Origin of the sequence: Arthrobacter sp. S39, from assembly GCF_004320525.1 — a bacterium.
In the GTDB taxonomy this organism is placed as follows: Bacteria; Actinomycetota; Actinomycetes; order Actinomycetales; family Micrococcaceae; genus Arthrobacter.
This window is the reverse complement of the sequence record NZ_SIHX01000006.1, coordinates 243,631-256,426: the sequence shown is the minus strand read 5'-3', so window position 1 is coordinate 256,426 and position 12,796 is coordinate 243,631. Positions and strand designations below refer to the sequence as shown.

Annotated in this window: 9 protein-coding genes; 5 read left to right on the top strand and 4 right to left on the bottom strand. The window is 65.2% G+C overall.

The window, feature by feature from the left end; genetic code table 11:
- Window positions 1–6: 6 nt before the first annotated feature.
- The 5 genes from EYS21_RS14240 (at window position 7) to EYS21_RS14220 (ending at window position 6,007) form a co-directional block, all read left to right on the top strand.
- Window positions 7–954: a sugar ABC transporter permease gene (locus EYS21_RS14240; protein WP_131133852.1), complete on the top strand. Its 948-nt coding sequence runs from the start codon at window positions 7–9 to the stop codon at window positions 952–954.
- Complete coding sequence (locus EYS21_RS14235; protein ID WP_131133851.1) at window positions 951–1,892, top strand: carbohydrate ABC transporter permease; 942 nt, start codon at window positions 951–953, stop codon at window positions 1,890–1,892. The genes EYS21_RS14240 and EYS21_RS14235 overlap by 4 nt, the downstream gene beginning before the upstream one ends.
- A complete protein-coding gene (locus EYS21_RS14230) occupies window positions 1,889–2,902 on the top strand; it encodes a hydroxyacid dehydrogenase (RefSeq protein ID WP_131133850.1) in 1,014 nt (337 codons plus the stop codon). Before EYS21_RS14235 ends, EYS21_RS14230 begins: the two co-directional genes overlap by 4 nt.
- A gap of 123 nt (window positions 2,903–3,025) precedes the next feature.
- The gene (locus tag EYS21_RS14225) at window positions 3,026–5,044 is read left to right on the top strand and encodes a PQQ-binding-like beta-propeller repeat protein (RefSeq protein ID WP_131133849.1); all 2,019 of its coding nucleotides are present in this window, start codon (window positions 3,026–3,028) and stop codon (window positions 5,042–5,044) included.
- 9 nt (window positions 5,045–5,053) lie between these two features.
- Window positions 5,054–6,007: an ROK family protein gene (locus tag EYS21_RS14220; RefSeq protein WP_242633432.1), complete on the top strand. Its 954-nt coding sequence runs from the start codon at window positions 5,054–5,056 to the stop codon at window positions 6,005–6,007.
- Between the two features lie 98 nt (window positions 6,008–6,105).
- Here EYS21_RS14220 and EYS21_RS14215 read toward each other — a convergent pair whose 3' ends face one another.
- The 4 genes from EYS21_RS14215 to EYS21_RS14200 all read right to left on the bottom strand — a co-directional run bounded on the left by EYS21_RS14215 (window position 6,106) and on the right by EYS21_RS14200 (window position 12,790).
- On the bottom strand, window positions 6,106–8,130 hold the full coding sequence (locus EYS21_RS14215) for a hypothetical protein (protein ID WP_131133848.1): 2,025 nt from the start codon (window positions 8,128–8,130) through the stop codon (window positions 6,106–6,108).
- A gap of 207 nt (window positions 8,131–8,337) precedes the next feature.
- Window positions 8,338–9,594, bottom strand: coding sequence for an aminopeptidase P family protein (locus EYS21_RS14210; protein ID WP_131133847.1), 1,257 nt, complete (start codon window positions 9,592–9,594; stop codon window positions 8,338–8,340).
- A gap of 54 nt (window positions 9,595–9,648) precedes the next feature.
- The gene (locus tag EYS21_RS14205; protein ID WP_131133846.1) at window positions 9,649–10,998 is read right to left on the bottom strand and encodes an MFS transporter; all 1,350 of its coding nucleotides are present in this window, start codon (window positions 10,996–10,998) and stop codon (window positions 9,649–9,651) included.
- Window positions 10,999–11,218: 220 nt separating this feature from the next.
- Window positions 11,219–12,790 (bottom strand): PucR family transcriptional regulator, encoded by a 1,572-nt coding sequence (locus EYS21_RS14200; RefSeq protein WP_131133845.1) that lies wholly within the window; start codon window positions 12,788–12,790, stop codon window positions 11,219–11,221.
- Window positions 12,791–12,796 lie beyond the last annotated feature (6 nt).

Genomic DNA, 12,796 nt, shown 5'->3' with positions numbered 1-12,796 from the left:
ATCATCATGGCCCTTCAGGCCCCTACTGTCCCGCTCCGCAAGCGCGGCGCCGCCCCAGGACGCAGTGCAGCCTCCGGAACCGGCGGCAGGACCGCCGCCATCTTCCTGGTCCCGTTCTTCGCCGTATTTGCCATCGCCATGGTGGCACCGGTCATCTACTCGATTGTGCTGAGCTTCTATGCACAGCAGAAATCGGGCCTCGGATTCGGCGAAGCCAAGACCGTTTTTGTGGGACTCGAGAACTACTTCCAGGTCCTTGCCTCGGAATCCTTCGTCAGCGGCATCGCCCGGCTTGGGTTGTACTGCCTGATCTACATTCCCGTCATGGTGGGAAGCGCAGTCGTCTTCGCGCTCCTCCTTGATGCAACGGTTGCCCGGGCACGCAAGCTGTTCCAGCTGCTCGTCTTCCTTCCGCACGCCGTGCCCGGCGTCATCGCTGCCCTGATCTGGGCCTACCTCTACACTCCCGGTATCAGCCCGCTGGTGCAGGCGCTCCAGGGCGGCGGCATCCAGATCAACTTCCTGGATGCGCACTTGGTCCTCCCGGCAATCGTCAACATCGGCGTGTGGGAATGGACCGGCTACAACGTCATCATCCTGTTCACCGCACTGCAGGCCGTTCCCCGGGAAATCCTGGAAGCGGCGCGGGTGGACGGTGCCAACGAAATCAGGACGGCGCTGAGCATCAAATTCCCGCTCATCCTGCCGGCGCTGGGCGTGATCATGCTGTTCACCATCATTGGAACCTTGCAGCTCTTCACCGAGCCCTCCATCATCGCCAAGGCCACCCCGTCCATCACCAGTACCTGGGTGCCCAATCTGTGGGCGTACGACGCGGCCTTCATCAGGCACAACCTTAACCAGGCAGCGGCCGCCTCGATCATCATTGCCGGGCTGGCAGCTATCCTGTCCCTGGTTGTCACCCGCTTCAGTTCCAGGATGAACAAACCATGAGCACCAATACCCTGCCCGTCGCCCGGACCAAAGAGACCAAGCCCATGGCTAAGAAACCCGCGCAGCGCCGGAAGTCCACGGCACGCCAGTCCACCGCCCGGCAAGGCGGTTTCGGCAGCAAGCTCACTGTCAACGGCCTGCTGGTCCTGGGATCCCTCTACATGGTGGTTCCGGTCCTGTGGCTGCTTTTCGCGTCCACCAAGAACGCCGCAGACCTCTACGGCACCAGCGCCTACGCCCTGGGCAACTTTGCCCTCTTCGAAAACATCGCAGCCGTGGCTGCCCAGGACGGGGGCCTGTTCTTCCGCTGGATGGGCAACTCCATTCTTTATGCCGGCGTCGGTGCCGTGGTTGGCAGCCTCATCTCCGTCATGGCCGGGTATGCCTTTGATAAATTCCAGTTCCGCGGCAAGGACTCGCTGTTCGGCTTCGTGCTGGTTGGCGTCCTGATTCCGAACACGGCAACGGTGCTGCCCATGTACCTGCTGGCATCGGTGGTGGGAATGACCAACACCATCTGGGCCATCCTGATCCCTGTCCTCTGCAACCCGTTCGGCGTGTACCTGGCCCGCGTCTATGCCTCCTCCTACGTCCCCATGGAAACGCTGGAGGCAGCGCGCGTGGACGGCGCCGGCCCCATCCGCTCCTTTTTCTCCCTGGGCCTGCCCATGATGATGCCCGGCTACATCACCATTGCCCTCTTCCAGTTTGTCGGGGTGTGGAACAACTTCATGCTTCCCCTGGTCATGCTCCAGGACCAGCAGCTGCTGCCCGTCAGCGTGGGCATCTCCATCTGGCAGGGCTACGCGGTTCCCCAGCCCGAGTTTGTCCCCATGGTGATCACCGGCTCGCTGCTCTCCATCATTCCGCTGCTGGTGGCGTTCATCATGCTGCAGCGCTTCTGGAAGTCCGGGCTGACCGCAGGAGCCGTCAAATGAGTCCGGAAATGCTGAACGTTTCCCTTGCCATGGGCCCCGGCGTCGCCCCGAGGATCTTCTCCACCCGAAGCCTGGAATCCCTGAACGCCGGCCTGCGCCTGCTGAGCCCCGAGCCCATGGAGGAGTTCACCTCTTCCCGTTCGCGGGGGCTGCTGGCCGAAACCGACATCCTCATCACCGGGTGGAACTGCGCCACGGTGGATGCGGCCGTCCTGGACACCGCCCCGCGGCTGCGCCACATCCTGCACGCCGGCGGGACGGTGAAACACCATGTGGATGGTGAGTGCTGGACCCGCGGCATCCAGGTCAGCACGGCAGCAGACGCCAACGCGATCCCGGTGGCTGAATACGCGCTGGCCATGATTCTGCTGGCTAATAAAAGGGTCCTGCAGATTGCGCGGACGCTGCACCGTGACAAGACACCCGTCGAGCCGGATGGACTATTCCCGGACATGGGCAACTACGGCAAACGGGTGGGCATCATCGGAGCCTCCAAAATCGGCAGGCACGTCATCCGTCTGCTCAAACCGTTCGAACTCGACGTCGTGGTGGCAGACCCGTACCTGGGCCCGGATGAGGCGGCGAACCTCGGCGTGCAGCTGGTGGGCCTGGAGGAACTGATCGAAAGCAGCGACGTGGTGTCATTGCATGCGCCATCGCTTCCCACCACCCTCAACATGATCAATGCCGGACTGATTGCGCGCCTGCGCACCGGGTCCACCTTCATCAACACCGCCCGCGGCGAGTTGGTGGACCAGGATGCACTGCTGGCGCGCCTGGAACGGCACGAACTGTTTGCCGTCCTGGACGTCACCACTCCGTGGGTCCTGCCCATGGATTCGGGCTTCTACTCCAACCCGAATGTCCTGCTGACCCCGCACCTTGCCGGGTCACTCGGCAGCGAGCTGGAGCGGCTGGCGGCCACCGCAGTGGCCGAGGCCCACCGTATCTCCCGCGGCGAACCGCTGCGCTTCCCCGTCCGGGTCGAGGACCTGGCCTTCACCGCATAACCGGCGCACCGCCGTCGTACGCGGGACTTCAGCGAATACTTCCGCGGTACTTCCTGCCCAAAAAGTACGACGGCGGCACGTCGCCACAGCTTTTCACCTCCCCTCCAGCACAAAGGAAGTTCAATGCAGATCTCGCATATCAGCAGGCGCGCCATCCTCCAGGCAGGCGGCGCAGCCGGCCTCGCGGCCGCCCTGGGCCTGACCTCGTCCGGACCGGCAGCGGCGACGGGCACGGCCCCCGCAGCCGGCACCACCGACATCGTCGACCTGGGACCGGCGGTGGTCCAGTTTTCGCTGATGAGTTCGATTTTGGTCGGCGACATCGTTTACATCGGTTCCCGCAATCTCGATCCCGTCCGGATCGTCGCTTTCCACGTACCTTCAGGCAAGGTGGTGGGCGAGACCGTGCTGGACACGGGCTACAGCATCCAGGCCCTGGCGGCCGATTCCACGGGCCGCTACTTGTACGCCGGCGTCCTCCAAAATGCCGTTGGCACCCTGCCGAACCTCTACCGCTGGGACCTGGCCAGCCTGTCCACGAAGGCAACGCCGATCGGCCGGATCGGTGACCGCGACGTGCGCGATCTCAGCGTGGCACCGGACGGCCGCCTGTACGCGGTGGGCGGCGGGAGTCCCACCAAGCCGGCGTTGTGGGAGTATGACCCGGTAAGCGGCCAGGTCATCAGCCTGGGCATCCCGGACACGGGCGCCACGCTGGCGCGCGCGGTTGCGGCCACGGACGCCACGGTCTTCTTCGGCGCCGGGAGCACCCTCGGCGGCGGCGGCAGCGCGGGCCGTGCCTGCCTCTGGGCGTATAGCCGCGCCACCCGAACCTTCGCGAATGTCACGCCCTCGGAGATGCTGGCCGATCCCAGTATCCGGGAACTGGCCATCCTCGGCGACAAACTCCTGGTCAGTTCCGCAGCGTCCACCCAGCAGTCGAAGGTGGCCCTCATGGACCTGGGCAACCTCGCTTCCTACGCCGTGGCGACGTCCATCGGCAAGACCGCCAAGAACTTCACCAGCATCGGCGACCAGGTCTACTTCGCCAACGAGACGGGCCTGTGCGCTTACTCCGTGCCCACGAACTCGGTCTCACAGCTGACCCTCAGAGGCCCGTCCCTCGGCGAAATCTGGGGCGTGGACGCCAGGAACAACAAAATCCTGGCCACCTCGGGCTACGGCTTCGTGGCCGAGATCGACCCCGGCACAGGGGGCATGGCGATCACCGACCTTGGTGAAGCAGGCGCATCTGCCACTCCCCAGACGGTCATGGGCATTGCCGCGGGCGCAGGTTTCGCCTACGTCGGCGGAAACGGCGTGATCGCCCGCCACTCGCTCGCCACCGGCGAGGTGGTCAACCTGCAGTCCCAGGGCGAGGCCAAGGACGCCGTCATCGTTGACGGTGTCCTCTACACGGGCCAGTACAGCTCGCAGGGCATCTGGAAATACGATCCGCTCAGCGGCCTGCCGATCCACCAGGCGGCCGACTTCCCCGGCGCGCAGAACCGGCCGCTCGACGTTTGTTGGGACGACGTCAACAGGCTCATGCTGGTCGCCGCGCAGTCCGACACCGAGGGCGGCGGGTCCTTCTGGACCTACGATCCTGCCACCGGGGCGAAACAGTGCTTCATCAACCCGATCGACAACCGCCAACTCCTGCGCGCCGTAGCCACCCGCGACGGCGTGGCCTACCTCGGCGGCGGCCTGCCCACGCTGGACGGCCCTGGCACCGTTGTCGCCTTCGACCCCGTAGCAGGCACGGAGCTCTGGCGGCTCGAACCCGGAATGGGGGCGGGCATTTCCGCACTCGCCATCCAGGGCCGGAACCTGTATGGGCTGACCCGCAAGGGCGGCATCTTCGTCATCGACATCCCCACGCGCACACTCGTGCACCAGGCAGACATCAGGTCCCTGTCCTACGGATTCGGCGCCCTGGTGGCCAACCGCGGCGCAATCTACGGCGTCTCGGACACCAACGTGTTCCGCTTCGACCCAAAGACATTCGACGTGGCAACGGTCCTCGCGGACACCAACGGCGGCTGGTACAGCGGATCCCACATCACCAACGACGAGGATGGCTACCTGTACACCATGCGTGGCCGCAACCTCATCCGGATCGACGACCACCCGAGGAAGTAGGGGTCCTTGATGCCAGAGTCAATCACTCCAGTGCAACCGTCCATGCGCACCATGAGGATCGGTGTGGACATCGGCGGAACCAAAACGGAAGCTGTGGCCATCGACGGCGACAACCACGTTCTGCACACGCTGCGCCGCCCCACCGGCCACGGAAACCGGGAGCTGCTTCGCACTCTCTTCGACGTCATCGGGGAGCTGCGCAGCGCGGGGGACCTGGCGGGGTATTCCGTCGCCAGCGTGGGCATCGGGATCCCGGGGACGGTGGATACCTTTTCCGGGCACGTATCGAATGCGGTGAACGTCGGCGTCGCGAGCCTGGAGCTGGGCACGCTGGCGCACCGTGAGCTCGGACTCGAGGTCCACGTCGAAAACGATGTCAACGCCGCTGCGCTGGGCGCCCACCATCTGCTCTCGGAGGGCCAGGAATTCAGGCAGAAATCCAGCGCCTACCTTAACCTGGGGACCGGTTTGGCGGCGGGCTTTGTCAGCAACGGTGCGCTGGTGCGGGGAGCCTCCGGTGCAGCCGGAGAAATCGGTCACCTGCCCATGGGCCTGCACGCCGGGCGGTGCCCCTGCGGCCAAACGGGCTGCCTCGAAATGCTCGCCTCGGGATCGGGCATTGCCCGTCAGTGGGAGGGCGAGGGCCCCTGGCCGGCAGTGTCACTCTTCGAGCAGGCGCTCACGGGCCATCCGCAGGCCAGGGCAATCCAGGACCGGTTCTTCCAGGCCACCGCCACGGCCATCCGTGTCCTCGGGCTGACCTACGACCCCTCCACCGTCTACGTCGGTGGAGGCCTGAACGCCCTGGGGCAACCGCTGCTCAGCGGAATCCGCCAGGAACTGGCCCGCACGGATGCGCAATCACCGTTTCTTGCCGGGCTGGCTCTGGGACAGCGTGTCCGGCTTGTGCCCCCCGGGCTGCCCATTGGTGCAGTCGGCGCCGCGATCCCGGCCGCCGCCTGACTTCATAGACCAGCAACCACGGCTGAACGCAAAGGGTGGACACGGTTTCGTGTCCACCCTTTGCGTTGGGCAACGGCGGAGTGGCCGCCGTGCCCGGGTCAAGCCGGTTGGCGCCGCAGGGTCTGCATTGCTCCGACGTCGTCAATCCGGACGAGGTTGGTGCCCCGGGTCGTGTACAGCAGGCCGTCCTCGTCCGCGGCAATGTGCGGGCCGCTGTACCAGCCCCCGTTGATGCCGGCCACTACCACTGAGACGGCGAAGGTGATGGGGTCGATGCGGAAGACCGTCGTGTCGGAGACACCGTAGACGATGCCCCGGCTGACCGTCAGGGCCCCGAAGTCCGTGCACACGCCGCTCAGATCGCCGGTATGGACGAGCTGGCGGGTATCCAGGTCAATGACGAACAGGCCGGCAGCACGCCGGGACATGCCGTAGAGGTACCGGCCCTGGATGGCGAGGGCGGCGATGCCTTCGCTCTGGCCGGGATCGATGCGCCACAGTTCCTGGTTGGCGACCGGATCCCAGGCGACAACGGTGCTGCGCGGGCCGCTGGCGTAGATGTTGTCGCCGCCGAGGTAGGCAACGCCGTCTTTTGTTGCCACCGCGCGGACCATCTGGAGGCTGTCGATCGGGTTGACCTTGGTGGTGACCTGGCTGGTGACCGGGTTGTAGGCGGCGAAACACCCGCCGCCGCCGGTGTCGTTCTGGGCGCCTGCGATGACGAGCCCGTTGACGGCATCCCAGCAGACATCGAGCGGCCGGTTCTGCCCGGCGGGAAGTGCGGCGACCTGGAAGGGGAGCTGCCCGGTGGTGGGGTCGTAGGCATAGATGCCCCGTGAGTTGTATTGGCCGGTGTAGAGGACACCGCCGACGACGACGGCGTCTTTCGCTTCGCCGGTGGCCCGGAGGTAGGAGACCTGTCCGGATGCCAGCTGGTGGCGGGCGATGGTTCCGGTGCCGCCCACGTAGACATCGCCGGCGCCTGCTGCGAGGCCCATGCACAGCTGTGGTCCGCCGGGCGCTCCGGCCTCGGTGAGGTCGTACTTCACGGCTGTCGCCGTGGCAGGGTTGATCTCGATGACGTCGTAGGACGATACCGTGACCGCTTTGGTGCCGTGGACGTCCAGGCCCCACATCGCGCCCACGTCCTCCGTGAGGATCTGCGTTATTTTCTTCGTCGTGATGTTGTAGGCCCAGACGCCCGGTTCCTTGACGAAGAACACCTGGTTCCCGAGCTGCCGGAACATCACGCCGGTCTTCGGGATGATCGTGTATTTGGAGTGATCAGCCAGATTGATCAGTACGGACTTCCCTGGACCCTTGACGCCGACTCCCAGCTGCCCGTCCAGCACGCTGAGGGAAGTCACGGACACGCCCGTCGCCACGTCGGCGGGCAGGATGTTTGTGGACGTCTTTGTGGTCCGGTCGAAGGCAAACAGCCGGGCGGGGCTTGAGCCGTTTCCTCCGCCGAGCGTACTGCCTGTGCCGAAGTAGACGGTGCTGGCGGTGGCCGCAACGGACTGCGCGATGGTTGCTCCCGGGTCCGGCACGCCCCAGCTGGTGGTGGCGTTCGTGGCGGGGTCGTATTCCCACAGGGCCGGGGCATTGGTGGTGAGCCCGCCGCCGGCAGCGTAGACCTTGCCGTCGGGGGCGACGGCCAGGGAGCGGATGTCACGGTCGCCGGTTTCGCCGACTCCTATTGCGGGCTGGTCGGGGGTGCCCAGGTCCCAGCGGTAGATGTTTGGTTTCCCGTCGATCCCGTCGCGGAGGACTCCTGCGTACAGGTATTGGCCGGTGGCATCGGCGGCCAGTGCCTGGATGCTGTAGCCCGAGCCCAGGTCGGTGCGTGACGTGATGGTTTGTGTGGGGAGGTGGAAGCCGATAATGCGCACCGGGTTCAGGTTGCGGGAGCCGATGTAGACCGTGTCGCCGACCAGCAGCGAGCTCATCAGCGAAAACTGGACCACCGCGGGTCCGAGGTCGGTGATGATGGGGCCGCCTGCGGCCTGTTGCTTGGGGGCTGCCTGGGCGGCGCCTGGTGACATGGCTGCCAGTGCGGCGGCGAGGCCACCGACGCCCCCGGCCTGCAGCAGCTGGCGGCGGTTGATTGCGAAGTTGGACATGGAAGATCTCCTCATTGAGTAACCCGCAGGGGGTTGATCCAGGTTTGGGCAAGTGGTTGTTCCGGACGTATGTGTGTCCCAGGCTGGCCAGACCTTGGTTCAGAACACTATCTGCGGCGAAGTTCTCAGTGAACAGACTGCACAAAACTGAACACAGGAAAGCGGCGCCGCAACGAGTGCGGCGCCGCTTCCATCAGCGAGGAGGTATCAGGCTCCGATGATGTTGTACTCCGGTCCGAAGGGGAACTTGGTGATGTTCTCGGCGCCCTCTTCGCCCACCACGAGGATGTCGTGCTCGCGGTAGCCGCCGGCGCCCGGCTGGCCGTCGAGGACGGTGATCATCGGTTCCATGGAGACCACCATGCCCGGCTCCAGGACGGTGTCGATGTCCTCGCGGAGTTCCAGCCCGGCCTCGCGTCCGTAGTAGTGGCTGAGTACGCCGAAGGAGTGTCCGTAGCCGAAGGTGCGGTTGGCGAGGAGCCCGTGGCCGACGTAGATCTCGTTCAGTTCGGCGGCGATGTCCTTGCAGACGGCGCCCGGTTTGATCAGTTCCAGGCCGCGCTTGTGAACTTCCACGTTGATGTTCCACAGCTCGAGGGAGCGGGCGTCGGGTTCGCCGTAGAACAGCGTCCGTTCCAGCGCCGTGTAGTAGCCGCTGGTCATGGGGAAGCAGTTCAGGGACAGGATGTCGTGTTCCTGGATCTTGCGGGTGGTGGCCCAGTTGTGGGCACCGTCGGTGTTGATTCCGGACTGGAACCAGACCCAGGTGTCCCGGATTTCGGAATTGGGGAAGGTCCTGGCGATCTCGTGGACCATCGCCTCGGTGCCGATCAGCGCCACCTCGTACTCGGTGATGCCGGCCGTGATGGCGTTGCGGATGGCCTCGCCGCCGAGGTCGCCGATGCGGGCACCGTGCTTGATGACCTCGATTTCCTCCGCTGACTTGATCATGCGCTGGCGCATTGCCGCCTGTGCGACGTCCACCAGGGTGGCTCCGGCGAAGGCGGCCTGGATCTTGTTGCGGTTGTCCAGGGGCAGCGAGTCGTCCTCGATGCCGAGGCGGCGCGGGTTGATGCCGCGTGTCCGCAGGACTTCCTGGATGGCGAAGATGTAGTTGTCGCGGCGCCAGTCCGTGTAGACCAGGTTGTCGCCGTAGCTGCGGCGCCAGGGCATGCCGGCGTCGATGTTGGCGGTAACTGTGACGGTGTCATCCTTAGTGACCACCATGCCGTAGGAACGGCCGAAGGTGGTGAACAGGAAGTCGGAGTAGTACTTGATGGAGTGGTAGCTGGTCAGGACGACGGCGTCCAGATCCTTCTCCGCCATGATCCGGCGAAGGCCGGCAAGCCTGCGCTCAAACTCGGCGTCGGAGAACGTCAGGCTGACCTTCTCGCCGTTGTTCAGAACCTTCAGGCGCTCCAGCTCGGCGATGGATGATGCGTTCTCGGATGTTGTGATGGTCATGGTGTGGTGCCTTTCCTTGATGCATTTACTGAGGGGGTGGTTGAAAGAGTTGGGCTATTCGTGGCGCAGCGGTTCTTTGCAGGTTTCCCTGGACAGCGCGACGGCGATCAGGGAGATAGCTGCGGCAGCCACGAGGTACCAGGCCGGTGCCAGATCGCTGGCCGTGGCTGCGATCAGGAGCGTTGCCATGAACGGGGCGGTCCCGCCGAAGAGGGCGTTGGAGAGGTTGAAGCTGACCGCGAAGCCGCTGTAGCGGACCCGGGTGGGGAACATTTCGGCCAGGAAGCTGGGCAGCGTTCCGTCATTGAGCGTGAGCATCGCGCCCAGCAGGATCTGGACCAGCACGATGATCAGGAAGGACCCGGTCCCCAGCAGTGCGAAGGCGGGCACTGTCAGCACTATGAAGGCGATGGACGCGCTGATCAGCACCTTCTTGCGTCCGTAACGGTCCGAAAGCATGCCGGTCAGGAAGATGAAACCGATGTAGGTGACCAGCGCGATCGTCGTTGCCAGGAAGGATTCGGTTGCGCCAAGGCCCAGCTCCGAGGAAAGGTACGTGGGCATGTAGCTGAGGATGACGTAGAACCCGACGGCGTTGAGCAGGACCGCTCCGACGGCCAGCAGCAGCTTGCGCCAGTGGTTCCGGAACAGGCTGGACACGGGTGCCTTGACGGCCTCGTCCTCCGCTGCCAGCTCGCGGAAAACCGGGGTGTCTTCGAGCTTGGTCCGGATGTAGCGGCCGATCAGTCCCATGGGGGCCGCCAGCAGGAACGGCAGGCGCCAGCCCCAGCTGTGCATGGCGTCGGAGCTGAGCAGGACAGTCAGCAGGCCTGCGAGCAAGGAACCGAGGAGCAGTCCAGCTGCGGTGCTGGCGGGAACCACCGCGGCGTAGAGACCGCGCTTGTTGGCGGGGGCGTACTCGACCAGGAAGGCCGAAGCCCCGGCGTACTCCCCGGAAGCGGAGAAGCCCTGTACCACCCGGATGATCAGAAGCAGGACCGGAGCCCAGATGCCGATTGTGTCGTAGCCCGGGATCAGGGCGATGCAGAAGGTCGCCCCGGACATGATCAGGATGGACAGGGAAAGTGCGGTGCGACGGCCCACTTTGTCGCCGATGTGGCCCCAGACGAATCCGCCGAGCGGGCGCACCAGGAATGAAATCGCGAAAAGCGCGAAGGTCAGCAGAAGTCCTGTTTGAGGATCTGATTCAGGGAAAAAGACTGACGCGATCGTGACGGCCAGGTAGCCGTAAACGGCGTAATCGAACCATTCAACGAAGTTGCCGATGAAGCTGGCCGCGACGACCCTGCGTCGTGTCTCCTTGCTCACGCCACCGGCGTGCACGTTATCCGGCGCAGGGCTTGGGCCTCCCGCAAGAGCGGGGGTGGAAGTCTCGCTACTCATGTATCCGCCAAAGTGTGTTGGGGTTGCAATCAAAGCAACGCTGTTGCAACAGACTAAGCGTGATGCGGGACACGGTCAATGCTTTTTTATTTCCGGCATCATCACATCCGGCGGGCCCCACCAAGCCAACTCACTACTAGCGGCACCACAAAAGCACCCCAAGAAGAGTTGCGTCAGGAGAGATTAAGTTGCACTGAGGGTGCCCATTGAGGCACCAGGGTCAGTTATGGTTCCTGGTAGCAGGCCGCGGCAGGCGCACCAGCCTGGTGGCGAGGTGCAGGGCAGCCAGGCTGCCGGTCCCGCGGGGGTCACCGCCGCACAGCGAGAAGATCCGCTGGAGCCGCTGATGCATGGACTGGCGCTCCACGTGCAGCTCACGCGCGGCCTGCGCCGTGTTGCAGCCGGAGTCCAGCCAGACCCCCAGGGTTTCGACGAGCACGGAACGGCGCTGTGCGTCGTGGTCGATGATGGCACCCAGCTGCTGGGTGATGAAATCCTCCCGCTGGGACTCATCCATGGACTGAACAGCGAGCCGCTCCACGGCGAAATCCTGGGCGTCCAGCACCGTGCCGCCTTGCCGCACGCCGGGCCTGGCCGCTTCCGCGTCGGCGGCGAGCTCCAGCGTGAGTCGCGCCTGCGTCAGGGACCAATGGGCAGCGGTGATCCCGGAGGCAATGGGACCCACCGCGCTGACCGTTCCTTCGGGCGCTGCCAGCGAGCGCAGTCCGGCAATAATTCCGTTCCGGTCCTCCCCGGGGCTGCCGGAGCGAAGCACGGTCAGAACCAGGAGCTCAGCGTTGTCCGCATAGCTGGCGCCCTGGTGGGCCCCGCGCACCAGCAGCTGCTCCACCGCCATCCGGAGCTGCTGGGTCCCGGAGGAACGGACCACGACGGCGACAAGCTGGGCCGCCGACGGAATGCCGGCCGCGGGAGCGAGCTGCTGGAGCCGCCAGTTCTGCGTGCCGGAGTCGACAGCCCGGATCAGTGCCGTGCCCGCCATTTCCTTGAGACCCGGTGGCATGCGCTGCAGCAGGGCAAGGGCAAGAATGTCCACCGACCGGCTGCCTGCCGTCCTGGCGAGGTTCACGTCAGCCTCCCCCCGCACGTGGAGCGCAAGGCGGGCCGCGGGTACGCCACGCACGGGCACGTCAACGTGGATGACTTTTCCGCGGTCCTCCGAAGCAGCGTCGTCCGGTTCAACAGTCCCGGACCCTGCGACACCGTCTGCCGGCAATGCGCTCGCCAGGGTGATTCCCGCCGTCGATGTCAGGACCACCTCCGAGCCCGTGGCTTCCGCGAGGACGGCAAGGATCCGGTCGAGGCTGCCTCCATGGGCCAGTTCAACCGCCATGGCATGGCTTGCCTGGTCCGCCTGCTGCAATTGGCCGGCAGACTCGCTCACCAGCAGCGAATTGATTGCCTCCATGACCCCCACGAAGGGCACCGTCTTGCGAAGTTCGATCAGGGGAAGGCCTGCGCTCTCGGCCGCCGAGATCATGGACGAGGGAATGGACGGAAGGTCGGTGCCTGTCTCAATCGCGAGCGCTGCCACACCCCGCTCGGCCAGCTCACGGATGTAGCCCGTGCGCCTTTCGTCGCTTGCCAGCACAAGGGCCTGGCCGCCCGTCAGGAGCAATTCGCCGCCGCCAAGCAGCGGTGCGATGTCCAGAACCTCGCTGGAATGGATCCAGCGAAGCTGCGTTTCGGCGGCGATGCCCGCGGCGGCGCGGATCACCGGCTCTGCAGGAGTGAGGGTGGGATGTTTCAAAACATCCTGCAGGCGTACTGGCATGACACT

Excerpts from the sequence above, each read along its gene's own strand:
- EYS21_RS14210 (WP_131133847.1), bottom strand. The coding sequence starts at position 9,594 with ATGACCATCACAACATCCGAGAACGCATCATCCATCGCCGAGCTGGAG.
- EYS21_RS14230 (WP_131133850.1), top strand. The coding sequence starts at position 1,889 with ATGAGTCCGGAAATGCTGAACGTTTCCCTTGCCATGGGCCCCGGCGTC.
- EYS21_RS14240 (WP_131133852.1), top strand. The coding sequence starts at position 7 with ATGGCCCTTCAGGCCCCTACTGTCCCGCTCCGCAAGCGCGGCGCCGCC.
- EYS21_RS14215 (WP_131133848.1), bottom strand. The coding sequence starts at position 8,130 with ATGTCCAACTTCGCAATCAACCGCCGCCAGCTGCTGCAGGCCGGGGGC.
- EYS21_RS14225 (WP_131133849.1), top strand. The coding sequence starts at position 3,026 with ATGCAGATCTCGCATATCAGCAGGCGCGCCATCCTCCAGGCAGGCGGC.
- EYS21_RS14205 (WP_131133846.1), bottom strand. The coding sequence starts at position 10,998 with ATGAGTAGCGAGACTTCCACCCCCGCTCTTGCGGGAGGCCCAAGCCCT.
- EYS21_RS14200 (WP_131133845.1), bottom strand. The coding sequence starts at position 12,790 with ATGCCAGTACGCCTGCAGGATGTTTTGAAACATCCCACCCTCACTCCT.
- EYS21_RS14220 (WP_242633432.1), top strand. The coding sequence starts at position 5,054 with ATGCCAGAGTCAATCACTCCAGTGCAACCGTCCATGCGCACCATGAGG.
- EYS21_RS14235 (WP_131133851.1), top strand. The coding sequence starts at position 951 with ATGAGCACCAATACCCTGCCCGTCGCCCGGACCAAAGAGACCAAGCCC.